Below are 26446 nucleotides of genomic sequence, written 5' to 3'. Positions count from 1 at the left end.
TATAAAGAACTATAAAGAACTATAAAGAACTATAAAGAACTATAAAGAACTATAAAGAACTATAAAGAACTATAAAGAACTATAAAGTAATCAGTTTAGTGATAAGCTATGTAAATTGAGTTAAACTAGAATAAGGTAACCCAATTAATAGAGGGTTATCTTATTTTTTGGAAACAAATTAAGGCTAAGGAGCGGAAATTAATGTATCTTGCAGAATACCATCATCACACAGACAATTCATTTGATTCTCAAGCAAAGATGAAAGAAGTGTGTGAACAAGCAATAAAAAAAGGAATAAATGAAATTTGTTTTACTGAGCATTTTTCTGTAAATCCTAAAGCTCCAACGTATGGTCACATGAATTTTAGACGCTATTTTTCCCAAATTAAAGAATGTCGTGAATTATTCGGAAACCAATTAGTGATAAAAGCTGGGATTGAATTGTGCGAACCGCATTTGATGAAAGAAAAATACAAAGAGGCTTTAGCTAATCTAGAAATAGATTTTATTATGGGCTCAGTTCATAATATAAATGAAGAAAAGTTGCGTACATTTATGGCAAATAAAACGTCACAAGAAATCTACCGTAACTATTTTGAAGAAGTTTATGAAATGGTTGCGTATGCCGATATTGATGTGATTGCTCATTTAGATTTGATTAAACGCTACGCAGTGGAGTCAGTTGGCAGTTATGACTTTGCTGACTATAAATCAATTATTGAAAAAATATTACGTAAAGCGATTGAGCGTGGTATCGGAATTGAAATCAATACATCAGGATTATCGAATCATTTATTAAACGAAACATTGCCTTCAATAGAAATTTTGCATTTATATCACTCATTAGGAGGCACGATTCTTACTATTGGCTCTGATTCGCATCGATCAGAAACAGTAGGATCAAATCAAGAAATAGCCATTGATAGGGCAAAAGAAGTTGGATTTGAAGGGATAACTGTATTTGAAAAAAGAATTCCGAGTAAAATTTATTTCGAATAGGTATAAAAAGAGAAAATAACCTTGAGGGGTGTTTTCTTTTTTTTAAAAATATAGCGCTAACATCTTGTAATATTCCTTTTATAAATGTATACTTGTTTTATGTAAAAGACTAGACAATTTGTCTAGGTGTGAAGATAAAAAAAGGAGTGTTTAATATAATGAAGTACGAATTTCCAGAAGGATTCTGGTGGGGATCTGCAGCTAGTGGACCACAAACAGAAGGCGTTTTTGAAGGCGATAACAAAGGGGATAATATTTGGGATCATTGGTACCGTGAAGAACCAGAAAAATTTTTTAACCAAGTAGGACCAGAGAAAACTTCTTACTTTTATGAAAAATATAAAGAAGATATTCAATTAATGAAAGAAACAGGACATACAACATTTAGAACTTCTATTCAATGGAGCCGTTTAATTCCGAATGGCACAGGGGAAGTCAATCAAAAAGCTGTTGAATTTTATAATGATGTGATCAATGAATTGCTTGCAAATGATATTGAACCTTTTATTAACTTATATCACTTTGATATGCCTATGAAATTACAAGAAAAAGGCGGTTGGTTAAATAGAGAAACAGTGGACGCTTATGTAAAATTTGCTGAAAAATGTTTCGAATTATTTGGTGATCGAGTTAAAAAATGGTTTACACATAATGAACCTATCGTACCAGTTGAAGGTGGATACTTATATCAATTCCATTATCCCAATGAAGTGAATATGAAAAAAGCTGTTCAAGTTGCATACCATGAAGTGCTTTCAAGTGCTAAAGCGATTAAAGTTTATCATGAAATGAACTTAGACGGCGAAATTGGGATCATTCTGAACTTGACACCAAGTTATCCAAGAGACGAAACCAATCCTGAAGATGTAAAAGCAGCACAACTTGCTGATGCATTCTTTAATCGTTCATTCTTAGATCCTTCTGTTAAAGGGGAATTCCCAACAGATTTAGTCGAGTTATTGAAAGAAATCGATCATTTACCTACTATTGAAGATGACGATTTAGAAATTATAAAAAATAATACTGTCGATTTATTGGGAGTTAATTACTACCAACCTCGTCGTATCAAAGCGAAAGAATCATCAGAAAAATTAGCTGATGGTCCTATGCCAGATGATTATTTTGACAATTACATCAAACCTGACCGTAAAATGAATCCTTACCGTGGATGGGAAATTTACGAAAAAGGTGTTTATGATATTTTAACAAACCTTAGAGAAAACTATGGCAATATTCGTTGCTACATTTCTGAAAATGGAATGGGTGTAGAAGGTGAAGAAGCCTATGTTAATCCTGATGGAAGTATAGAAGATGATTACCGTATCGAATTTGTAAAAGATCATTTAACTTATATGCATCAAGCCATTCAAGAAGGCAGCAATGTACAAGGGTACCATATGTGGACATGTATGGATAACTGGTCATGGACAAATGCTTATAAAAACCGTTATGGATTTATAGCCGTTGATATTGAAAATGAAGGAAAAAGAACGGTTAAGAAGAGTGGACGTTGGTTTAAAGAAGTATCCGACGCTAATGGTTTTGATTAATTAACTGATGAAAAAGCGCAATTTCCAAAAGGGAATTGCGCTTTTTTTAAATAAGTTCAGTTTTTTTAAATAAAAGACTAGACATATAAAATTAAAAATGATATTATTCATATGTAATCGATTTCAACTAATTGATGAAAACTAAAAAGAGGCCTATTTTTAGTTTGTTTTACAAAGTATTACGTATTTATTTTACTTAGAAAAATAAGAATAGAAAAGAGGAATACCAGTGAATGGATTTATTGATATGCTTGGTGAAAAATTACTTCCTATTGCCGGGAAATTAGGCGAAAACCGTTACCTTAAAGTTTTACGTGACGCATTCATGCTTGCTTTTCCAATTACCATGTTTGGTTCAATTGTAGTTGTATTAAATAACTTGCCATTTTTCAGCGATGCTACAAAAGGTACTTTAGGTAACTTATTCGGTAATGGGCAAAATGCTACAATGTCGATTATGACCATTTTTGTTACGTTTGGTATCGGATTTTATTTAAGTAAATCATACGATGTCGAAGGTATCTTCGGTGGAGCAGTTTCATTAGCTTCTTACTTGATTTTGACACCGTTCTCAATGTTGACTGAATCAGGAGAAGCAGTACCTGGTGTGTTAGCTTTAGATCGTCTTGGTGCAAAAGGAATGTTCATCGGTATGATTGCAGCATTTATCGCAGCTGAAATATATACACGTGTTGTAAAAAAAGGTATTGTTATTAAAATGCCTGACGGTGTTCCACCGGCAGTTGCAAATTCATTTGCAGCCTTATTACCTGCTATTATTACTTTAACAACTTTCTTATTGCTTAATGCAGCAGTAGTTGGATTCTTCAATACTAACTTACATGATGTTGTTTACACAGCTATTCAACAGCCTTTAACAGCTCTTGGTAGCGGATTGCCAGCTACATTGATCGCAGTATTCTTTGTTCAATTCCTATGGTTCTTTGGATTACATGGTCAAATTATTGTTAACTCAGTAATGGACCCAATCTGGAACACATTAGCTTTAGAAAATCTTGATGCTTATAAAGCTGGTGAAGCTTTACCACATATTGTAACTAAACCATTTATGGAAATTTACACTGTTGGTATGGGTGGATCAGGTAGTACATTAATCGTTGTGTTATTGTTAGCCTTCATTATGAAGAGTAAACAAAATAAAGAAATCGGTCGCTTAGCTTTAGGACCTGCAATCTTTAACGTTAATGAACCATTGATTTTCGGAATGCCTTTAGTATTAAATGCTTCTATCTTCATTCCTTGGCTTCTTGCTCCTTTAGTAACAACAGCATTCAACTATGCTATGATGTCTACAGGAATATTCCCAATTCCAACAGGGGTTACAGTACCATGGACAATCCCAGTTATTATTAATGGAATCATGGCTACAAGTTCAGTAATGGGTGGAGTACTTCAAGTTATCGATATGGCTCTTATCGGATTGATTTGGTTCCCATTCCTTAAACTAGTTGATAAAGTAAATCTAAACACTGTTTCTATGGCTGATTAATAATAGATAAAAAGGCATAAAACAATGAATAAAAAAGAACTTGCCTCTTTAGGTAAGTTCTTTTTTTAGTACAAATTTTGAAGGGAATCGTTCTTTTTTTATCATAAGGCTAGTCTTATGATTTTAATTAAGCTATGATGATTGTGAGCACAAGAACAAGGAGGTACCACTATGGTAAAGTATGAAGCGATAGCAGATGAAATAAGGAATCGCATTACAAATGGCGAATATAAAGTGGAATCTCTTATCCCAGATCAAGTAACCCTATCAGAAGAATTTAAAGTTAGCAGAATGACAATAAAAAAAGCACTAGATATCTTAGCTATGGAAGGCTTAATTTATCGCCAACGTGGTTCAGGAACGTTTGTGATGAAAAATTCTCCCTTAAATGAAAAAAATGCTGCTGTTAATGAATACGATGGTTTAACCAAACAGATGCAAGGCCATAAGTTAGAAAGTAAAATTATTAAATTTACAGTTGAATTTCCCGATGAAGAAATGATGGAGCATTTAATGATTGAAAAAAGTATGCCAGTATATAATCTAATTAGGCTAAGAATTCTTGATGATAAACCATATGTTCTAGAACACACATACATGCCAACGGATTTGGCAGTCGGATTAACGGAAGACATCATTAAAGGTTCCATTTATAAATACCTTCACGATGAATTAAATATAACTTTTAGTGGAGCGTTTCGTAAAATTCGTGCGGATAAGTCCTCTAAATACGATCAAGAGTATTTAAATTGCGGTGTTCATGATCCTGTATTAGAAGTTGAACAAATCGTATACTTAAAAGATGGTCGCCCTTTTGAGCATTCACGAAGTCGCCATCGTTATGATACACGTAGTTTTACGTTTATCGATATGAATCAAAAATTTTAAAAGAATAGAACTCTCAAAGTAAGGGGGAGGAAAAATGACGAATAATCGTAAAAAATTAGTATTAGATTATTTAAATGAAATGAACAAAGGTATAACAGCCAAAGATATTGCCTTAGCTTTATCTTTGGACCGTGCAAATGTTAGTCGTTACTTAAATGAATTGTATAAAGAAAACCAAATAGAAAAGATAACTGGACGTCCAGTGTTGTACCAATCAATAGTGGTTAATGAAAATGAGCAAGAAGAATACTCTAAAATAAACGCTTTTTCTCGCTTAATAGGCTACGAAGCTTCTCTAAAGGAAATGGTCCAACAAGCAAAATCGGCTATTTTGTACCCTCCCAATGGGTTGCATACTATTATTTTTGGACAAACAGGAACAGGGAAATCTTTATTTGCAGAATGTATGTATCAATTTGCGATTGAATCGAGAGCGTTGTCTAAAGATGCTCCTTTTGTAACGTATAACTGTGCAGATTATGCTCAAAATCCACAATTGCTTTTTGGGCATATTTTTGGTGTGAAAAAAGGGTCTTATACTGGTGCTACTCAAGATCGTACAGGTCTTATTCATCAAGCCGATAACGGTATTTTATTTTTAGATGAAATTCACCGATTGCCACCTGAAGGCCAAGAAATGTTGTTCACATTTATTGACAAAGGAATTTATCGCCCTTTAGGAGAGAGCAATGAAACGCATCATGCAAATGTATTGATCATTGGAGCAACAACGGAAAAATCTAATGTACTATTGTCAACGTTTACTCGCAGAATCCCAATGGCTATAACCTTACCTGAGTTAATTGAACGCACAGTGGAAGAACGGTATGAGTTAATTGACAGTTTTTTGAAACAGGAAGCGCAACGCCTTAACCAGAAGATCACCATTGAAAGAGAAGCTTTGTTAGCTTTTATGTTATATCAACCAGAAGGAAATATTGGGCAATTTCAAAGAGATCTAAAACTAGTTTGTGCTAAAGCATTTTTGAATGTTCGAATGGAAAACAGGCATTCTTTAAAAATTGATCAAAAAGACTTGCCTCTACAAGTACAAAAAGGACTATTATCCATAAAAGAAATGCCCAAGCAGATGGAACGATTGATTCAACTAGACCAAGCAGAATTTACGTACATGCCAATAACGGATTCAACTGACCCTTTAGCTTATCAGCAGAAGGAAAAAGCGATCGTGCCATTGATCGAAAAGAATCTTTTGAAAAAGACTAATGAGAATCTTTTAGAAAATTATCACTTAGACGGATTAGGGCATAAAGAACAGAAGACTTATTTTAATGAGTACGTCAAAACACTTTCGACCACATCCGATGTACGCAAACACATTATTGACCCAGTACTAAAAGATTTAGTTGAACAAATGTATTCGCTTGCTAAAGAACGGCTGCATCGTTCGTATTCTACTAAAATCGAATTTGCTTTTGCTCTACATCTGCAAAGTGCTCTGGAACGAATAGAGGAAAATCAACGAATTGATTTTCCAAATTTGAATGAGATCCGAAAGAACTATTCAAAAGAATTTCAAGTAGCAATCGATCTTTCAGCTATGATTGAAGAAGCCTATTCTGTGGAGATTCCTTTTGAAGAAATTGGGTTTATTACGTTGTTTTTAACGAAACAAGAAGAAGCCGAAATGGCTCAAAAACAAGAAGAAATGACAGCTGTTATGGTTTTGATGCATGGAAAAACTACCGCAAGCAGCATGTTGGAAACCGTAAAAGAATTATTAGAAACGACAGTTGGCGTAGCTGTTAATATGCCCTTGACGATGAAAGTTCAAGAAATGTACCAACTGGTGCGTCAAACGATTGAGGAGAATAAGGAAATATACCAACAAGGACTGCTGATTTTAACCGATATGGGTTCACTAAATACTTTTGGAAATATGTTAGCAGAAGATTTAGGTATACGAGTTAAAACACTTCCGATGGTGAGTACTTTAGTCGTTTTGGAAGCTGTAAGAATGGCTAGTATTGGCCGTACATTAGAGGAAATGTATCAAAGTTGCCAAACGGTATTGAAAAGCAGCACAAAACAACTAACGTTAGTGGATCCAAAGAAAAAGAAAGCCATATTGGTTACCTGTTTTACGGGAGAAGGAGTAGCTAAAAAATTAGAGCAACGTATTCTTCCAGTAGTAGATTCTACGAAGGTGAAAATCATTCCTTTGCAATTTTTACACCGCGAAGCATTTAAGCAACGAATTGATCAGTTAATGGAAACGTATGATATTAAAGCTATAGTAGGGACTGTTGAATTCGACTATCAAAATATTCCCTTTTATACCACATTTGATATATTTAACGATGAAAAATTAATGCTGCTAAGCAATCAATTAGAAGAAGAGCTTCCCATAAACGAGATTATACAATCGTTGACGGGTACTTTGAAAAAAGTGGGTTCTATCCAACAACTGATGCGCTTTTTGCAAAAATTAATTCAGCAAATGAAAAATCAGCTGAATGTTATGATTCCAGCAGGAGTGGAAACGGGTATGCTGCTGCATTTGGCATTTTTGATTGAAGGATTACAAACGGGTACGATTATTCGTGAATTTCATGGGTTAGAAGCATATGCCAAAAAAAATCGCATGACTATGGATGTGATCAAAGCAACTCTTATTCCATTAGAAAAACAATATCAAATGGCGATTCCAGAGGATGAGATTGCGTATATTGCACAAATGATTATTGAAAATCAAGTAAAATTGCATATTTAAAAATACACACTGAATAAGTGTGTATTTTTTTGTCTATAGTGTGTAGGTTGGAATGATTAAAGAAAAGGCTTTCTGAATGTGTTTACATTTGAAATTGTTGGCACGATACTTGCATTATAATAAGTGTAAAGCAAATAACTTAATGGAGTGATAAATAATGGCAGAAAAAACAATTATGTTAGTATGTTCAGCAGGTATGAGTACAAGTTTATTAGTAACTAAAATGCAAGCGGCTTCAAAAGCTCGCGATATGGATACAGAAATTTTTGCAGTATCAGCAGCAGAAGCAGATAAAAACATTTCAAGTAAAAATATTGACGTTATGTTATTAGGACCACAAGTTCGATTCATGAAAGGCCAATTTGAAAAGAAATTAGCTGGAAAAAATATTCCATTAGACATTATCAACATGCAAGATTACGGAAAAATGAACGGCGAAAATGTATTAGATCAAGCTATTAAATTAATGAATTAATCAGTAATGGTTATGAAAGGAAGTTTTTAAAGTGGGACAAGCAATAAATATAGAAACAATCATGGGGTTAATTATCCATGGAGGAAACGCTAAAAGTGATGCAATGGAGGCTATTCATGCTGCAAAAACAGATGATTTTGCATTAGCAGCTGAAAAATTGGATGCAGCAGATAAATCTTTAGTCGAAGCTCACCATGCTCAAACGAGTTTATTGACACAAGAAGCTTCTGGTGAAGAGCTAACGGTTTCTTTATTAGCTGTGCATAGCCAAGATCATTTAATGAATGCTATAACATTTAGAGATATGGCGTCTGAAGTTGTTGACGTATATAAAAAACTTGCAGGGGTATCAATAGACTAAATGTAAGTTCATAGCAAGTCATGAAAAGTCATAAAAATTTCATTTTATGGCTTTTTATTGTCTGTCAAGAGCGTAAAGCTGGCAGGTATAAGATTTAACTGAATCTATAAATGAAGGAGAGTATAAAATTGAAAAAACAAATTCCAAAGGATTTTATTATTGGCGCTGGGTCATCCGCATGGCAAACAGAAGGATGGAAAGGTAAAAAAGAAGGACAAGATTCATATCTTGATACATGGTATAAAAACGAAAGACATGTCTGGCATGAAGGCTTCGGTCCAGGAGTCGCAACTAATTTTTATGAACGCTATCAAGATGATATTGATCTGATGAAAGAAATTGGGTTAACCCATTTTCGAACTTCAATAAATTGGTCGAGATTTTTTACGAATTATGAAACGTTGGAAGTTGACGAGGACTATGCTTCATTTGTTGACCGCTATATAGATAGCTTGATTGAAGCTGGTGTAGTACCTATGTTGTGTCTTGAGCATTATGAATTACCAACTTATTTACAGGATAACTACGATGGCTGGAGTTCAAAAAAAGTTGTTGAACTATTTACGCAATATGCAGAAATTGTTTTTGACCGTTACGCAGACCGTGTAAAATACTGGTTTACATTTAATGAGCCTGTTGTTATCCAAACACGCACTTACTTAGATGCTATTCGTTATCCACATGAACAAAACACAAAAAAATGGATGCAATGGAATTACCATAAAGTTTTGGCAACCGCAAAAGTTGTTGAAATGTATCATAGAAATAATTATGATGGCCAAATCGGTATTGTGTTGAATCCAGAAGTAACGTATCCAAGATCTTCTTCAGAAGCAGATAAAAAAGCAGCGGAGATGTACGATCTATTTTTCAATCGTATTTATTTAGATCCTTTGGTTAAGGGTACGTATCCTGAAGAATTGTTCCCACTACTAGAAAAACACGGTATCTTATTTGATCATACAAATGAAGAGTTGGCTATTATTGCGCAAAATACGGTAGACTATTTAGGAATTAATTTGTATTATCCAAATCGTGTGAAGGCACCAAGTTACCAATGGAATGAGCAAACACCTTTCCATCCGGCGTTCTACTATGATCATTTTGAATTACCTGGACGAAAAATGAATAAGTCTAGAGGATGGGAAATTTATCCTCAAATGATGTTTGATTTCGGCATGCGTATAAAAAATGAGTACGGAAATATCCCGTGGATGGTAACAGAAAATGGGATGGGTATTGAAGATGAAGAGCGGTTTATGGACAGCTATGGAGTCGTACAAGACGATTACCGCATCGAGTTTATTACAGAACATTTGAATAGTTTGATTGAGGTAACTGAAGCTGGATCAAACTGTAAAGGGTATATGTTATGGGCTTTTACCGATTGTGTATCTCCTATGAACGCATTCAAGAATCGTTATGGATTGGTTCGAATCGATTTAGACAACAACCGAGACCGCTCATTAAAGAAATCGGCTTTTTGGTACCAAGACATTATTAAAAATAGTGTTTTTGAAGTTCCAGATAAATCGCAAATCAGATAATTAACAACTAACTCAAACAGTTAATAAGAATAAAAATGGTAATCTAGTATTAATAGATTACCATTTTTTTACGTTATTAATAAGAATTTCAAGGGATTTTATTAAAGACATTTCAACAGCGGATAAATTGAATCAGTTATGTACTCAATTAATTGAAAAAGTATATCGAAAGACCATAAATTAAGGGAAGACTATTGGGTGTACATTAAATCTCTGTCTATCTAGCGATTAGATTCTTAAGCTTCTCTTTAGATTGCAAGCAAACAGTTGTTTTTTAACTGTGAATAACTTATTATTTATTAGAATGCTGATGTAGAACAGGTTAATAGGCAGGTATGCACTGAATATGAAGCTGTATAAGAGAAGTCATTAAATAAAAAAGGAGTCCTTTCTTTTGAAAATTGGAATAGACAAAATTGGTTTTTATGCACCACATATGTACGTAGATATGAACAAATTGGCAATAGCTAGAAATGTAGAGCCAGAAAAATTTACAATTGGGATTGGTCAAGAAAAAATGGCCATTGCTCCTATCACACAAGATCCAGTAACGTTAGCAGCAAATGCAGCATTGATGATATTAGATGAGACGGATAGAGAAAAAATTGATTTTGTTATTTTTGGTACAGAATCAGGTATCGATAATTCAAAATCAGGAGCCGTGTATGTGCATCATTTGCTAGGATTAAATCCAAATGCTCGTTCTATTGAAGTGAAACAAGCTTGTTATGGAGCTACTGCAGGAATTCAAATGGCAAAAGGTCATATCGCTTTAAATCCAGAAAGTAGAGTATTGGTGTTGGGATCTGATATTGCGCGTTATGGATTAAATACTTCTGGAGAATCTACTCAAGGAGCTGGAGCGGTAGCTATGGTTATTAGTGCCAATCCAAAAATCATGGCATTAGAAAATCAAAGTGCCTACTTAACAGCGGATATTATGGATTTTTGGCGTCCGGTTTATTCAGATACAGCTTTTGTTGATGGAAAATTCTCCAATGAACAGTACATTCACTTTTTTACAATGGTTTGGGAACAATACAAAGCTAAATCAGGTTTAAATTTAAACGATTTTGAAGCCATCTGTTTCCATTTGCCTTATACTAAAATGGGTCTTAAAGCGTTGCGAACAGTAGTAGAAGAAGCTGATGAAGCTACTCAAGAAAAGTTGTTGGCTAATTATCAATCAAGCACAACTTATAATCGCAATGTTGGAAACATCTATACAGGATCACTATATTTAAGTTTGATTTCTTTACTTGAACAAAGCGAACAGTTGAAAGATGGTTCAAGAATTGGATTATATAGTTACGGTTCAGGTGCAGTAGGAGAGTTCTTTACAGGTATTTTGCAACCGAATTACCGTGAATATCTACAAACAAAGAATCATACTGAATTGTTTGCTTCAAGAACAGAGATTTCGATTGAAGAGTATGAGGAAGTTTTCCAACAAACGATCCCAGTTGATGGATCTACTGCAACATTTGACGCTACAAAAGAGCCAGCAACTATTTATTTGGCGGGTATGAAAGATAATATGCGTCAATACGTAAATAAAGCAAACTAAAAGTATTGAGAAAAGATCCAAATAAAAAAACTTATTTACATTCTTGATGAGAACGTTCATCAGAGATGAAAATGAGTTTTTTTTGACTGTATTAATTGATGTGATGAGCCACTCTTCCGTGGAAATGGTCTTCACGAAAGAGTGAACCAATAAAAAAATCCAACTCTTCCATGGAAAAGTCGGATTGAAGAATAGCACGAGTTTCAGGCACCATTTAAGTATTTCTGTTTATTATGATTCAATCTTTTTGAGTAGAGCTTTGGCTGTAGCCAAATTCATATTTCTAGCTGACTTTAACTGCTCAGCGACTTGTTCAATGTCTGCGCCGGTTGCTCCAGCACTGATAGCCAAAGAGCGAGCTTGCAGGCCCATATGCCCTTTTTGGATCCCTTCAGTCACTAATGCTTTAAGTGCTGAAAAGTTTTGAGCCAATCCAACGGAAACGATTACGGCTTCTAACTCTTTAGCCGATGGATCGCCCAATAAGCGTTTGCTGAACTGAGCAGCAGGATGAATTGAAATCGAACCGCCAACTGACCCTACAGGCAAAGGTAATGTCAATTGACCAAGCAAATCGCCGTTCTCAGCTTGTTTCCAAGAAGAAAGAGCACGATACTGTCCATTGCGTGAAGCATAAGCATGTGCACCAGCAGAAATAGCACGCCAATCATTGCCGGACGCTAAAACCACAGCATCAATGCCATTCATAATGCCTTTATTATGAGTGACTGCCCGGTAAGGATCCACATAAGCTAATTGACCAGCTTCAATCAAACGGTCACGAACTTCTTCACCGGAATAACCATTTTTTTTCAAGAGGTCTACAGGTATTTGGCAAGTTGCACTAGCCAGACATTCTGTCGCATAGTTAGAAAGGATACTCATTAAAGCCGTTCCTTTTGTTAACTCTTCAAGATACGCTGTAATGCCTTCCATCATAGTGTTAATGATATTGGCGCCCATAGCTTCAAGTGTAGATACGTGCAAATGAACCATTAAAAACTCCGGTGTGCCAGCGTCAGCATCCGCTTCAATTACACGAATGAACAAATCTGTTGCACCGCCTCCACGCTTAACGATAGAGGGGTGAGCGTCATTAGCTTTTTTTAGTATATCATTTTTGTGTTGAGTTAAATTGTTTTTGGCAAAAGGAATATCAGGAACATCTTTTAAGGCTACTTGCCCAATCATAATGCGTTCTGAAATAGTGGTTTTAAAACCGCCTGCTTGAGCAATGATTTTTGCTCCGGCGCTAGCGGCAGCAATGACAGAGGGTTCCTCAATAGCCATTGGTATGATATAGTCCTTTTCATCGATTAAAAAGTTCAAAGCGACTCCTAACGGTAGCTCATAATTAGCTAAATGGTTTTCAATCATATTATCGGCTAACTCATCTGATAAGAGTAGACCTTTGGTTAGCAACAAGTCATCTGAAGTTAGGCTACCTGAAGCAACAAGAGCATTCTTTCTTTCAGCATGATTCATTTTATAAAATTTATCTAAATAGGTTTTATCCATCTTAGTATTCTCCTTGTGATTCTCTCTTATTCAGAGTTTACCATATTCTATTCTTATAATTGCAATTGTTTTATGATCAATACAAATAAAAAACCTTCCATCCAGAGCTATTAGAGCAATGGACGGAAGGTTTCCGTTAGTTTCGTTCTTTTAATAATTGGCCAAGAATGATTATTTTGCTTCTTCTTTTTCACCAATTAATTCAGGTTCAACAGCTTCAACAGCCGTTTCAGGTTCTTCAACTGATGGAGGCAATACGCTCACAACAGATTGTTCAACATCGCTTAATACAGTGATTGCTTTGTCAACTTTAATATCTGAAACATATAGTGCGTCACCAATTTCTAATGCACTAACGTCAACAGTAAATTCAGTTGGGATATTTGTTGGAAGAGTTTCGATTTCTAATTCATTTAATGTTTGAGAAACAATACCGCGTTTAACATTTTCAGCATTTAAAACATTAATTGGAACAGTAACCGTTAATTTTTCTCCTTTTTGAATAACTTGTAATTCAACGTCTAAAATTTGATTTACAAGAGTTGCATTTTGGATCTCTTTGATAATAACTTGATGAGTTTCACCATCTTGAACGGCAACATCAAAGATAGCATTTTTACCTAATGTTTTTAAAACGTTATCTAATTCTTTGCTGTCTAATAATACTGCAGTGCTTGTGATACCTTTTCCATTAACGACGGCTGTTACTTTTTTTTCTCTTCTTGCACGATTAGCCGCTGAAGATCCGACCTCTGTTCTTAAAGTAGCATTGACTTTCATATTATTTTCCCCTTTCAAACTATGGTGATGAGTGGTTTGAGTTAACCTAACTAGTTAAACTAGAAAAGCGTTTTCAAAACTCTCACTATATAGTGTAACAAAGAAAAATGTAAAAAGCTATTTTAATGACTTTATAAATAAAATACCGTGCTATGTTTTTACATCTTTTAAGTTGAAAATTGAAGATTGAATTGCTGGATTAAAAGAATAAAGGTAAACTAAAGTTATTAAATAGACATTAATTTAAGAATGTCGTGTAAAAAAATAAGTGCGGTTACAGATGCGTAAATAGTTAACGTACTCTTAATGAGAGGTAGGAACTTTATTTATGAAATTAAATCCTAAAGACCATATTTTATTCATCGGGGACAGCGTTACAGATGTTGGCCGTGATAGAACAAATGCTGTAGATTTAGGTCATGGCTATCCTCTAATGGTAGCAACTACTTTAAAGGAACGTTATGACGAATTAGAGCTGACTTTTTCTAATCGAGGAGTTGGAGGAGATAAGTTGAATGACATGGCTACTCGTTGGGATGAGGATTGTCTTTCTTTAAATCCAACAGTTGTATCTATTTTGATTGGAATAAACGATACATGGCATACGGTGGGACAAAATCAGTTTGGCAATCAAGAAAATCTGCAACACTTTGAGCAGCAATACCGCACTTTGTTAACAACACTGGTAGAAAATTCTGTCCGTCAAATTATTTTAATGGAGCCTTTTGTCCTTCCTTATCCAACTGATCGCGAAATGTGGCGTAGTGATTTAGATCCGCGCATTCAAGTAGTACGCAAACTTGCTTACGAATTTCAAGCGGATTTAATTCCACTAGATGGTTTATTGAATGCTATAGGGATCAAACAAGGTTTTACTTTTCTAACAGGAGAAGATGGGGTGCATCCGACGAAAGAAGGTCACGAGATGATTGCGGAAATATGGCTTGAAGCAGTAGAAAATGATTGATGACCGGATAGGAGGGAAGACAAATGAATGATATCAGTAAATTGATTCAAGGGAAAAATCTATCCGAATTGGATATAAAAATTTTGCATTATATTATTGAGAATATCGATGATGTGTTAGAAAGAGGTGTACGTGAGATTGCTAAAGACAACTTTACTTCTCCTTCAACCATTATTCGATTATCAAAAAAAATGGGCTACACAGGTTTTATTGACTTGTATTACCAATTGCTACCAATGGTTAAGAAGACAGATGATCACCTTGCAGACAATGATGAAGATTTTTTGAGTATTAGCCAGGAAGATTTTTTTAAAGAAAACAGTAGAGAAGATATCAAACAGTTTGTTCAACAGGTTTTGCATTTAAAACAAAAATACATTTTTATTTATGCAACAGGTTTTTCGGCAATAGCAGCGGAGTATTTGTACAAAAAATTGTTGGTTTTAGGTAAAAAAACAGTTATCGCAACTGGAACGGACTCAATAGGTGTATTTGAAAATAATCTAGAAGATATTGGTGCCTTTATTGTGATCTCAAAATCTGGGGAAACACAACAAGTGATTGATAAACTATTGGTAGCAAAGGATCAAGGGATTTTTACGATCACTTTTACAAAGGAGACAACCAATCGAGCAGCAGAATTGTCTGATTTGAACTTTAAGATTAATGACAATAATAAACTGGATGATCGCAATATGCTGCCAAATAGTTTTTTTCCTAGGTTGTTGATGTTAGTGGAGTTTATTTTCAAAACCTATCTTGAGGAATTACAAAAGAAAACAGCGAATAAGTGAAACGTGTTTCTAAAATGCGGAACACGTTTTTTATGTACCCAAAAAGCTATACAATAAACCGTTTTCAAGATAAACTAAATTTATCAAAAGAAACGAAACAATAAAAAGTTGGAGGCAAGAAGTATGAAAGAGAAATTGATGGATGGTATGCAGCGTTTTTCCAAAGCTATGTTTATACCGGTTTTAATTTTACCTATTGCAGGGATCTTGATTGCAATCGGTAATTTATTTACAAATGCAAAGCTAATTGAAACCGTTCCCTTTTTGAATAATCCGATCACAATGGGATTTGGAACGATTCTATCCGGTTCTTTAGTATCTATTTTAAATAATTTAGGTTTGATTTTTTGTATAGGGCTAGCGGTGGGACTAGCGAACAAGAAAAAATCTGAAGCTGGATTTACAGCAGTTTTAGGTTACTTAGTCTTTATTAATGCAATGAACAAATTTATGGAAATCAGCGGATTGTTATTCGAAGGAGAATCTTTACAAGGAACAGGACAGACGATGGTATTGGGTGTTCAAGTTCTAGATATGGGCGTTTTTCTTGGCATTATATTAGGGGTAGTAACAGCAATTGTACACAATAAATTTTGTGAGAAAGAATTTAATAATGCATTCCAGATTTATGGCGGTACTCGTTTCGTATTTATTCTATTGATTCCAGTGGTAGTATTATTGGCTATTGCATTTACTTATATTTGGCCATTTTTCCAAAGTGGTATCAACAGTTTAGGAACATTGATCAATCAAAGTGGAAATTTTGGGATTTTCTTATATGGAATGTTAGAACGATTATTGATTCCAACTGGACTTCATCACTTGGTTTATACGCCTTTCTTATACACTTCACTTGGAGGCATTCAAGAAGTCGGTGGACAAATTTTCGAAGGAGCTAGAAACATTTACTTTGCTGAAATTGCAGATCCTAGCGTCAGCATCTTATCTCCAAGTGTGATCTGGGATGCACGTGGAATTTCTAAAATGTTCGGTTTAATCGGTGCTTGTTTAGCAATGTACCAAACAGCAAGTCCTGAAAATAAAAATAAAGCAAAAGCTATTTTAATTCCTGCAGTAGTGACATCATTTGTAGCAGGGGTAACAGAGCCCATTGAATTTTCATTTATGTTTGTAGCACCATTGTTGTTCATTGTCCATGCAGTATTAAGTGGATTAAGCATGGTCGTATTAAACTTATTGAGCGTACGAGCTATCGGGCCAAATGGCTTTATTGATTTCTTATTGTACAATGTGCCTTTGGGAATTGAGAAAACTGGATGGCCAATGTACATCTTAGTAGGACTCGTATTCTTCGCCATCTACTACTTTACTTTCCGTTTCTTGATTACAACATTTAAATTTAAAACAATCGGTCGTGAAGATACCGGTCAAGAAACAAAACTTTATTCTAAGAATGAGTACAACGAAAGTAAAACTAAAAAAGTACCTACTAATGAAGGAGCACCTCAAGAAGAAAATGGTTTAGCAAGCACGATCGTTGCAGCTTTGGGTGGTCCAGAAAATATCAATACCGTAACCAATTGTTACACACGATTGAGATTAACGTTGCATCAGCCAGATAAAGTTGATGAGTTAGCGTTAAAAAATGATACAGGAGCAAGCGGGGTCATCGTTAAAGACCACAATGTCCATGTTGTTTATGGCTTACAAGTCAATAGCGTCAGAAAAGCAGTCGATCAGTATTTAGGTAGAGAATCAGAAGAGTAAGCAAATTAGGCAAATTGAAAGGAAGTCATTAAAAATGAAAAAATTTTCAATCGTAATTGCAGGAGGCGGAAGTACATTTACGCCAGGAATTGTTATGATGTTATTGGATAATATGGATCGTTTCCCCATTAGAGAATTGAAACTATACGATAATGATGGTGAGAGACAAAGTATTTTAGGAGATGCATTAGAAATTCTCTTAAAAGAACAAGCTCCTCAAGTGAAGTTTTCACACACAACAGATCCAGAAACGGCCTTTACAGATGTGGATTTTGTTATGGCACATATTCGTGTTGGGAAATACGCTATGAGAGAACAAGATGAAAAAATTCCTTTAAAATATGGAATCGTTGGTCAAGAAACTTGTGGACCAGGCGGGATCGCTTATGGGATGCGCAGTATTACGGGAATGATGGAAATCATCGATTATATGGAAAAATATTCTCCTGATGCTTGGATGTTAAACTATTCTAATCCAGCTGCAATCGTAGCAGAAGCTTGTCGTGTGATGCGTCCGAATTCAAAAGTATTGAATATTTGTGACATGCCTGTTGGAACGTTGAGAAGAATGTCTCAAATCATCGGCAAAACACCTGACGAATTAGAAGTTCGTTACTTTGGATTAAATCATTTTGGTTGGTGGACTAGTGTGAAAGACATAGCCACTGGTCATGAATATTTAGATGAAATTAAAGAATACGTTGCTGAGAATGGTTACTTGACTCAAGTAGAAGTGGATACGCAACACATGGACGAAAGTTGGCAAGCCACTCATAAAAAAGCAAAAGATCTATTGGCGATCGAACCGCGTTTCTTGCCAAATACGTATTTGAAATACTACTTCTATCCAGATTATGAAGTAGCTCATTCAAATCCAGAATTTACTCGCGCAAACGAAGTCATGGCTGGGCGTGAAAAAGAAGTATTTACAGCTGCTAGAGGAATTATTGAAAAAGGGTCTGCTGAAAACAGCGGTTTCCACATTGACAGCCATGCTTCCTTTATCGTTGACTTAGCTCGTGCGATTGCCTTCAACACACATGAACGTATGTTGTTGATCGTCGAAAATAATGGCGCTATCGCCAACTTTGATGATGACGCTATGGTAGAAGTTCCTTGTATTGTGGGCAGCGATGGTCCAGAACCATTAGCTCAAGGAAAAATTCCAAACTTTGAAAGAGCGTTGATGCTGCAACAAGTTACAGCTGAAAAAATGGTCGTTGAAGCTTATATTGAGGGTAGTTACCAAAAATTATGGCAAGCATTAAGTCTATCAAAAATCGTTCCAAATGCAGAAGTGGCTAAAAATCTATTGGATGATTTAATTGTAGCAAACAAAGGTTTCTGGCCAGAATTAAACTAAAAAGAGTTTAATAAATAAAAGGTAAGAAAAGTGACCTGCATTCACCTTTCTTGCCTTTTTTAGGTTGTATGATAAATAGTGTTGGTGCATCAAACTAAAATTTCTTCTGAAATGAACGGGTTTGCTTGTATAGAGCCATGAGACCGCCTGAAGCTTATAACCTTCAGGCTTTCAAGCCTCAAACAAAGCGTTAACGCTCTGTAATTCGCATTGAATCCTTTACACGGCTACAAGCAACCCCTATTTCTCCAAAAATTTTGTATAATCAATTTTAGAAATCTACCAATACTAAAAATTATAGACCCCATTTTTATTTGATGAAAAATTGACTGGAAATCCAGTGTTTCAATACACTTGTTTTCTTTATAAAAAAGTTGACAAAATTGCCGCCAAACGACATGATTATAGATGAGGTAATTTTTATTTTGAAGGAAAATAGTCGCATGATTGCGCAATGAATTCGGAGATATTCGGTTCAATGCAAGGGGGATTAGTGAATGGTAAAGCAACAACGGTATACAATTGGAGTAGATATTGGTACAACAAGCACAAAAGCCGTCTTATACCAAGAAGATCTTCAAGTAATAGATAGTACTTATGTAGGATACGCCATTAGTCAAACTGAAATAGGTATGGCCGAACAAGATCCAAAAGTGATTTTTCAAGCTGTACTTTCAGTTATACGCACATTGATGGAAAAAGATAAAGGAATCAGCCATCTAGTTGATTTCATCTCTTTTTCAAGTGCCATGCACAGTGTTATTGTTGTAGATGAACAAGACGAATTGTTGACCAACTGTATCATTTGGGCGGATAATCGTCCAGCAGATCTAGTTGCTCAATTAAAAGAAACGATGGATTGGAAAGCCTTATATAAGAAAACCGGGACTCCAGTTCATTCTATGAGTCCATTCAGCAAAGTTTTGTGGCTGAAAGAATACCATCCTGCTATTTTAAAAAAAGCTAAGAAGATTATTGGGATCAAAGAATATATCTTGTTTCAACTGACTGGAGAATACAAAATTGATTACTCGATTGCTTCAGCAACTGGATTATTCAATATTCATGAATTATCATGGGATAAAGATATTCTGAAACTTGTTGGCATTGAAAAGTCACTTTTATCTGAACCTGTAGATGTTACATTTAGATGGAATAAAATTCAAGAACGCTATGCTGAAGAAATGGCCATTGATTCTACAACGGATTTGGTCATTGGTGCCAGTGACGGTTGTTTATCGAACCTTGGTGTTGGGGCAATGGATCCTGGTGAAACGGCGATTACAATTGGTACTAGTGGAGCTATTCGAATGGTTACCAATCACATTGTATTGGATGTAGAAGGCAGAACCTTTTGTTACTATTTGTCGAAAGGCCGCTGGGTTATCGGAGGGGCTGTAAACAATGGTGGAAATGTCATGTCATGGCTGACATCAATTCTCTACCCAGAAGGAAGCAAAATGATGGACAATAGTGTCGAAACAAGGTTAGAACAGCTTAATCGATTTGCTGAAACAATAAAACCTGGTGCAGAGGGCTTATTCTTTTTACCATATTTAAACGGTGAACGTGCCCCATTATGGGAGTCGGAAGCTACGGGTAGCTTCATTGGATTGGCTTCTAGGCACACTACTGGACATATGGTACGGGCAGCTATGGAAGGCGTACTATTTAACCTTTACGATGTTTGGCAGATCATTCAAGAGGTTGGCGGTCCATCTAAAACCATAAATGTAACGGGTGGGTTTTTAAATTCTCCATTATGGAAACAAATGATAGCAGATATATTTGGAAGAACGATGCATCAGCCAACTAGTTTTGAAAGCTCTTGTTTAGGTGCGGTCTTGATTGGTAAAGGAACTGAAGAAACGATTGAAACAGTAGCTAGCCATGAAGAGAAAGAGCGTATAGAAGATACGGTTGAATCAAAAATCAGCATACAGTATAACGAACAAACAGCAACAGACTACCAAAAAATTATTCCTGTGTATCAAAAATTAGCAAAAGAGATGACAAAAGTTCGTGGAATGTTGAATGAAACATACTAAATGATCAAAAAAACTAAACAACTACTAATAAGGGGCATATAGTGACTTAACTAGTAAAATTTTTTACAGGGCAGAATTTTCTGTTCTGTTTTTTTATAAAACTAAAATGGTTCTTATTAAAAAGAAGTAAGAATGAATTGAAAGGTTCAAATGGGTTAATAAACTGTGCTATACTAAGTTAAAATTTACATGTACAAGGAAAGTTGTAATTTAAAGAATGCGGTTAGCCATTGTGGGAAAGGAAGAGACGATAGAATGGATTACAAAACACTAATGGATGTCGCCATACTAGCAGGAAAAATCATGCTAGAAAGTAACGCTGAAACGTATCGTGTAGAGGATACGATGAATCATATTTTAAAAACGTCAAAATTTGAAACAACTGAAGCATTTGCTATTGCTACTGGATTGGTCGCTACGCTAGATGACCCTAGCTTGGAAGATCCAATTACGATTGTGAATCGAATCAACGTGCGCGATACGAATTTAAATAATATTGCCAGTGTAAATACGATCTCCAGGCAATTGACTAGTGATGAGATCACAATTTCAGAAGCTTATACAGCTTTGCAAAATATTGGGAAAGTACAATATAAGCCTATCCATAAAGATATTGCTACATCAGCTTTAGCTGCTTCATTTGCTTTACTTTTAGGTGGAGGCCTTTTTGAAATACTGGCTGCTGGAGTAAATGGTGCTTTATTGGCACTGATCTTAAAAGGCGAAAAGAAGTTAGATATGGGCTCTTTTGTTCGAAACGTTCTATCTTCTGCTGTTATATCTGTGGGGGCAGGATTAATGCAGATGTTTATTTTTCCAACGCTTATGATAAGTGTCGTGATAACGGGTACGATAATGCCTTTAGTTCCAGGAACGGCTATTACAAATGCAATACGAGATACTTTACAAGGAGACTACATGTCTGGTGGTGCTAAAGCTTTAGAAGCCTTTGTTACTGCTCTATCAATTGCTTTAGGAGTTGCGATAGGGTTAGTACTTATTGGAGGTGTGCTATTTTGATCAGCCAAGTCATTGGTGCTTTTTTAGCAGTCGCTGCAGCAGCAATTAGCTTAGAATCGCCCAAAAAACATATTTTTGCAACAGCTATAGTAGGAGCTATTGGTTGGGGAGTTTATCTGGTTTGTCTTGAAACATTAGGATCTGTTATGTCAACATACATCTCAGGATTAGTGATTTCTACTCAATCACATATTTTTTCGCGTATTTTTAAAGTTCCAGTAACCATCTTTTTCTTACCAGGCTTTTTCCCCTTAGTGCCAGGTTCGGGAATGTACTTAACGGTCTATGAATTTATTCAAGGAAATACTGATTTGGCACAGGGACATCTTCAAAATACTATCCAAATAGCAGGGATGATTGCTTTGGCTATTTTTACAATAGACACAGTATTTAAAGTAATAAAGAGAGCGCAATATTTAAAAGGAAAACGGACTGCATCAATGAAAAAAGAATAGAAAATTTTTCCTAATAAACCTATTAGAAACAAAAAATCCGAGATCGCATTTTAATTTTAGATCTCGGGTTTTTTGTTTATTATTTTTAGGCTTATAAATGAGCAGGTTGATGTTCTATGATATACGTTTCGACAAGAGTAGCATATTCTGTCATCAGTGTTTTGATGATCGAGTTGGTTGTAGAACGTAAAGGTATTTCCCCGATTGATTTGATGGGCAAGATGTTGTTTCCTGTGCCCGTGATGAAGGCTCCATCAATTTCAGGTAGTTTTGAAACAGCAATCGTTTCTTCTCTAACGTCAAAATTTAATTTGATACACAATTCCAATGTTTTTTTTCGAACAATACCAAGCAAAACGTTTTTAGCTGGAGAAGTATAGAGTTTATTGTTTTTTACAATAAATAAATTTGACCGACTGCCTTCAGTCACATGATCTGTTTGATCAACGAGCAATACCTCATGAGCTTGCTGCTTTTTACGTTCAGCTAAAACAGCTTGCTGATAGTCTTTACGCAATATTTTAACATTAGGATCTGTTCGTTCTAACTTTAATAACGTGGTATGCATACCATTGAGATAGTAGTCTTGTGGAGGATAAATAGACGTCGTGAAAAAAATCAATAATCCTTTTGTGTCATTTAAAATGAGTTTGATATTTTTATTAATAACATGATTCAATGAGATCAAGTGGTAAATACGTTTTGTTAAAACTTTATCGGAGTCTTTTAAGTGTAGACCAGTAGCAGCTGCAGAAGCTCTAAAACGCTCCAAATGATCTTCTAGAAAAAGAGGAATACCTTGTTGAACACGGATGACTTCATAAATATTTTTTCCTTCTAGCTCGTCAAATATAGCGTTTTGCTTGGTCGGTTTCTTTTGATCGTCTATAAAATAAAAGGTCTCTTCTACTTGTTCCATAATTAAACTCCCTTTTGTGTGAACGAATAAGTCGTTTGTTTTCTTCTATTGTAATGAACTTACTGTACGATTAGCAAGAATAAGATTAGTGTATGACCATTTGATTCCTTATAATAATGATTAAAGCGTAGCAAATGAAGGAGGAATAACAATGTTAAATGAAATCAAAGGCTTACTAGAAAACTATGATGCAAAACCCCTTACCTACCAAAAGCATTTTGCTGTATTGATTCCATTAATAAAAATAAAAGATGAGTTGCATCTTTTATTTGAAGTTCGCAGCAAGAATATTTCTCAACCAGGCGAAACCTCTTTTCCAGGCGGAAAAGTAGAAAGAGGAGAGACATACGAAGAAGCTGCCGTTCGAGAAACGATGGAAGAATTATCTCTTTCTAGAGATTCTATTCGTATTTTAGGAGAAATGGATTACATTGTTAACGAGCGCGTCATCATACGATCTTTCGTAGGGGAACTAAAAAATATATCGTTAGAAGAAATTCAGTTTAATGAAGAAGTGGAAGAAGTGTATACGGTACCAGTGAGTTATTTTTTAACACATGATCCAATTTATTACGAGGCACATGTGAAATTAGAACACGAAGAGGATTTTCCATTTGATCGAATTCCTGGTGGAAAAAAATACAACTGGAAGCAAGAAAAGCACGCAGTACCTTTCTATACATTCAATAATCGCACAATATGGGGCTTCACAGCTAATTTTACGAATCGCTTTATCCAGTTGATAAAAGAGCATAAAATTAAAATTTTTTCGGAAAATAAGTGAGATAAGTTTACAATATATTTTATTCTAGTTATACTATATCGTGTAAGATATAAAAAAACGGTAAATTGAATAGCAAAATAAACGAATGTTTTCATTATTTTAAAGAAAACGAGCTATTTAAAAAGGGGGATATAACATGTTTTTAGCATGGAAAGAAATAAAGCATTCAAAAACTAGGTTTGCATTGATTATTGGAGTTATGATTTTGGTGTCTTATTTGGTTTATTTTTTAACTGGATTGGCATATGGATTAGCTCAAGATAATCGTACAAGTGTAGATAAATGGGAAGCAGATGCCATTGTCTTAACAGATGAATCAAATACGAACATCAATATGTCCATGATGACATTCGAACAAGCTGAAGAAGTTACAGCGGATGATACTGCTCTACTAGGACTAGCTCCTAGTGTGATACGAAAAGAAGGTGAAACGGGGGAATCATCCAAAATAAATGTAACTTTTTTTGGTATTGAACCAGATGAATTTATTATGCCCGACGTGATTGATGGTCGATTATTTGAAAATGATGATGAAGTTGTGGCTGATATTAGTTTGAAAGAAGAAGACAATATTGAGCTAGGCGATACGATTCAACTTGCTGGAAACGATAAAGAAGTAGAAGTTGTTGGATTTACTGAAAACGCTAAATTTAATGTGGCTCCTGTTTTGTACACGACGATACCTTCTTACCAAGAAGTTCGCTTTGAAGAAGCTGATGATTCGGAAAATGGGCGAATCAGTGCAGTGGTAGTTCGAGATTCATCAGAATCGATACAAGATGTTGTCGCAGATTCTGATGACTTGGTGGCCTATTCTATTGGAGACTATATCTTTAAGATACCTGGGTATAGCGCGCAAGTTTTAACATTTGGATTAATGATTGGATTTTTAATTGTGATAGCAGCAGTTGTTATTGGGATCTTTATATATGTATTGACCTTGCAAAAAACGAGCATGTTTGGTGTTATGAAGGCTCAAGGAATCTCTTCAGGTTATATAGCGAAGTCAGTTGTCGCCCAAACCTTCTTATTGTCTACGATTGGTGTCGGAATTGGATTGATTTTGACTGTTATTACGTCACTTGTTTTGCCGGCTACAGTTCCTTATAGTTCGAATGTTCTATTTATAGCTGGAATAACAGCTTTACTTATCCTTGTAGCGGTATTAGGAGCGTTATTCTCAGTACGTACAGTAGTTAAGATTGATCCATTAGAAGCAATCGGATAAAGGGGGAAACCAAAAATGAAATTAATAAAGTTAGATAACGTGAGCCGTTCTTTTGGCGAAGGACATAAACGAGTAGAAGCATTAAAAGATACCACTTTTGCTGTAGGAGAAGGAGAATTCGTTGCGATTATTGGTCCAAGTGGTTCTGGAAAAAGTACACTATTAACGATTATTGGAGGGCTACAGAAGCCTTCAAAAGGTACTGTTATGATCAATGAAAAACCTTTTAGTGAGGTTGCTGAAAAGAAACGAGCAGCTCTACGTTTTAAAGAAATTGGATTTATTTTGCAAGCATCAAATTTAGTTCCATTCTTAACGGTAAAAGACCAACTGAATCTGGTCAACAAAGTTGAAAAAACAAAAGTAGATAAACAGAAACAAGACGATTTATTAGATGAGCTAGGTATTTTAGATTTGAAAGATAAATATCCAAGTGATCTATCAGGTGGAGAACGCCAACGAGTTGCAATCGCTCGTGCTTTGTATCATGAGCCATCTGTTATTCTGGCAGATGAACCCACAGCAAGCTTGGATTCTGAGAAAGCTTTTGAAGTAGTGGAAATACTTGCACGCGAAACAAAAAACAAAAAGAAAGCGACTATTATGGTTACCCATGATGAACGATTGATCAGCCAATGTGATAAAGTGTATGTTATGAAAGATGGTATTTTGACTTTAAGAGAATCAAACGAAGAGGATCTGAAAGACAAAAAAAGCACTTAGATTGGAAGGAGAGATTTAATTGGATGAAACCATATTTGTTCGGTCTTTAGAAGACCAACTATGTTACGAAGTATACAAAGCGTCAAATGGATTTTCAAGAATGTATGGAAGAGCGTTAAAAGCTTTTGGACTAACTTTTCCTCAATATCTTGTTTTACTAGCATTATGGGATGAAGATCATATATTCATAAAAAATATTAGTGACCGCGTAGGTATGAGCATAGGAACGCTTAACCCAATCCTTAATCGATTATCAACACAAGGGTGGGTTGAAAAAGTCGCATCTGATATAGACAAACGAGCAGTAATTGTCACATTAACTGAAAAAAGTCAGCAATCTAAAAAAGCCATTTCAAAGGCTATTTTAGGTGAGATTATGCATTGTAATATGACGGATATAAATAATGAAGCTTTTTTTAAAGGGTTGAAGTCTTTAAACAGTGAGTTTGAACGTTTAGAAGAAAATGAATGACCTGAGACAAATATAA

At 35.2% G+C, this 26446-nt stretch carries 23 protein-coding genes; 20 read left to right on the top strand and 3 right to left on the bottom strand.

From position 1 onward, the window contains the following. The first annotated feature begins 201 nt into the window (after window positions 1–201). From ABS911_RS04435 to ABS911_RS04395, 9 genes are all read left to right on the top strand, one after another. Window positions 202–999, top strand: a complete 798-nt coding sequence (locus ABS911_RS04435; protein ID WP_350466504.1) for a histidinol-phosphatase HisJ family protein — start codon at window positions 202–204, stop codon at window positions 997–999. Between the two features lie 155 nt (window positions 1000–1154). Beyond that, window positions 1155–2549, top strand: coding sequence for a 6-phospho-beta-glucosidase GmuD (gmuD, locus tag ABS911_RS04430; protein ID WP_350466505.1), 1395 nt, complete (start codon window positions 1155–1157; stop codon window positions 2547–2549). 229 nt (window positions 2550–2778) lie between these two features. Next, window positions 2779–4059, top strand: a complete 1281-nt coding sequence (gene celB, locus ABS911_RS04425) for a PTS cellobiose transporter subunit IIC (protein WP_350466503.1) — start codon at window positions 2779–2781, stop codon at window positions 4057–4059. A 171-nt stretch (window positions 4060–4230) separates the two neighbouring features. Continuing rightward, complete coding sequence (locus ABS911_RS04420; protein ID WP_350466502.1) at window positions 4231–4947, top strand: GntR family transcriptional regulator; 717 nt, start codon at window positions 4231–4233, stop codon at window positions 4945–4947. A gap of 34 nt (window positions 4948–4981) precedes the next feature. After that, window positions 4982–7681, top strand: a complete 2700-nt coding sequence (locus tag ABS911_RS04415; RefSeq protein WP_350466501.1) for a sigma-54-dependent transcriptional regulator — start codon at window positions 4982–4984, stop codon at window positions 7679–7681. Between the two features lie 157 nt (window positions 7682–7838). Continuing rightward, complete coding sequence (locus ABS911_RS04410; RefSeq protein ID WP_350450950.1) at window positions 7839–8156, top strand: PTS sugar transporter subunit IIB; 318 nt, start codon at window positions 7839–7841, stop codon at window positions 8154–8156. 31 nt (window positions 8157–8187) lie between these two features. Continuing rightward, window positions 8188–8517 (top strand): PTS lactose/cellobiose transporter subunit IIA, encoded by a 330-nt coding sequence (locus tag ABS911_RS04405; protein WP_350466500.1) that lies wholly within the window; start codon window positions 8188–8190, stop codon window positions 8515–8517. Between the two features lie 128 nt (window positions 8518–8645). Beyond that, on the top strand, window positions 8646–10064 hold the full coding sequence (locus ABS911_RS04400) for a glycoside hydrolase family 1 protein (protein WP_350466499.1): 1419 nt from the start codon (window positions 8646–8648) through the stop codon (window positions 10062–10064). A gap of 394 nt (window positions 10065–10458) precedes the next feature. Further along, on the top strand, window positions 10459–11631 hold the full coding sequence (locus tag ABS911_RS04395; protein ID WP_350466498.1) for a hydroxymethylglutaryl-CoA synthase: 1173 nt from the start codon (window positions 10459–10461) through the stop codon (window positions 11629–11631). Window positions 11632–11862: 231 nt separating this feature from the next. On the opposite strand, the gene ABS911_RS04390 is transcribed toward ABS911_RS04395, so the two are convergent. Next, on the bottom strand, window positions 11863–13149 hold the full coding sequence (locus tag ABS911_RS04390) for a hydroxymethylglutaryl-CoA reductase, degradative (RefSeq protein WP_350466497.1): 1287 nt from the start codon (window positions 13147–13149) through the stop codon (window positions 11863–11865). 171 nt (window positions 13150–13320) lie between these two features. Further along, a complete protein-coding gene (locus ABS911_RS04385; RefSeq protein ID WP_350466496.1) occupies window positions 13321–13929 on the bottom strand; it encodes a 50S ribosomal protein L25 in 609 nt (202 codons plus the stop codon). A 328-nt stretch (window positions 13930–14257) separates the two neighbouring features. Here ABS911_RS04385 and ABS911_RS04380 point away from each other — a divergent pair, with 328 nt between their 5' ends. From ABS911_RS04380 to ABS911_RS04350, 7 genes are all read left to right on the top strand, one after another. Continuing rightward, complete coding sequence (locus tag ABS911_RS04380; protein ID WP_350466495.1) at window positions 14258–14896, top strand: SGNH/GDSL hydrolase family protein; 639 nt, start codon at window positions 14258–14260, stop codon at window positions 14894–14896. Window positions 14897–14919: 23 nt separating this feature from the next. Beyond that, window positions 14920–15690 (top strand): MurR/RpiR family transcriptional regulator, encoded by a 771-nt coding sequence (locus tag ABS911_RS04375; protein WP_350466494.1) that lies wholly within the window; start codon window positions 14920–14922, stop codon window positions 15688–15690. 123 nt (window positions 15691–15813) lie between these two features. Beyond that, entirely contained in the window at window positions 15814–17418 is a 1605-nt protein-coding gene (locus ABS911_RS04370; RefSeq protein WP_350466493.1) for a PTS transporter subunit EIIC, read from the top strand. A 34-nt stretch (window positions 17419–17452) separates the two neighbouring features. Then, window positions 17453–18781 carry a 6-phospho-alpha-glucosidase gene (locus tag ABS911_RS04365; protein WP_350466492.1) on the top strand — a complete coding sequence of 443 codons (1329 nt, stop codon included), beginning with the start codon at window positions 17453–17455 and terminating at the stop codon, window positions 18779–18781. Between the two features lie 497 nt (window positions 18782–19278). Beyond that, window positions 19279–20829 carry a gluconokinase gene (locus ABS911_RS04360; RefSeq protein ID WP_350466491.1) on the top strand — a complete coding sequence of 517 codons (1551 nt, stop codon included), beginning with the start codon at window positions 19279–19281 and terminating at the stop codon, window positions 20827–20829. 255 nt (window positions 20830–21084) lie between these two features. Further along, window positions 21085–21849, top strand: a complete 765-nt coding sequence (locus tag ABS911_RS04355; protein WP_350466490.1) for a threonine/serine exporter family protein — start codon at window positions 21085–21087, stop codon at window positions 21847–21849. Beyond that, on the top strand, window positions 21846–22304 hold the full coding sequence (locus ABS911_RS04350) for a threonine/serine exporter family protein (protein ID WP_350466489.1): 459 nt from the start codon (window positions 21846–21848) through the stop codon (window positions 22302–22304). The genes ABS911_RS04355 and ABS911_RS04350 overlap by 4 nt, the downstream gene beginning before the upstream one ends. 91 nt (window positions 22305–22395) lie before the next feature. Here the strand turns inward: ABS911_RS04350 and ABS911_RS04345 are convergent, their stop codons facing one another. Continuing rightward, a complete protein-coding gene (locus ABS911_RS04345) occupies window positions 22396–23223 on the bottom strand; it encodes an aminotransferase class IV (RefSeq protein ID WP_350466488.1) in 828 nt (275 codons plus the stop codon). A 151-nt stretch (window positions 23224–23374) separates the two neighbouring features. On the opposite strand from ABS911_RS04345, the gene ABS911_RS04340 reads away from it, so the two are divergent. The 4 genes from ABS911_RS04340 (at window position 23375) to ABS911_RS04325 (ending at window position 26430) form a co-directional block, all read left to right on the top strand. After that, window positions 23375–24007, top strand: coding sequence for an NUDIX hydrolase (locus ABS911_RS04340; RefSeq protein WP_350466487.1), 633 nt, complete (start codon window positions 23375–23377; stop codon window positions 24005–24007). Window positions 24008–24143: 136 nt separating this feature from the next. Beyond that, on the top strand, window positions 24144–25235 hold the full coding sequence (locus ABS911_RS04335; RefSeq protein ID WP_350466486.1) for an ABC transporter permease: 1092 nt from the start codon (window positions 24144–24146) through the stop codon (window positions 25233–25235). A 15-nt stretch (window positions 25236–25250) separates the two neighbouring features. Continuing rightward, window positions 25251–25958 carry an ABC transporter ATP-binding protein gene (locus ABS911_RS04330; RefSeq protein ID WP_350466485.1) on the top strand — a complete coding sequence of 236 codons (708 nt, stop codon included), beginning with the start codon at window positions 25251–25253 and terminating at the stop codon, window positions 25956–25958. Between the two features lie 19 nt (window positions 25959–25977). Further along, the gene (locus tag ABS911_RS04325) at window positions 25978–26430 is read left to right on the top strand and encodes a MarR family winged helix-turn-helix transcriptional regulator (RefSeq protein WP_350466484.1); all 453 of its coding nucleotides are present in this window, start codon (window positions 25978–25980) and stop codon (window positions 26428–26430) included. Window positions 26431–26446 lie beyond the last annotated feature (16 nt).

The sequence above is a fragment of the Carnobacterium sp. genome, assembly GCF_040274425.1.
Note: the sequence above shows the minus strand (reverse complement) of the source record. Positions and strands in the feature narration are given on the sequence as shown.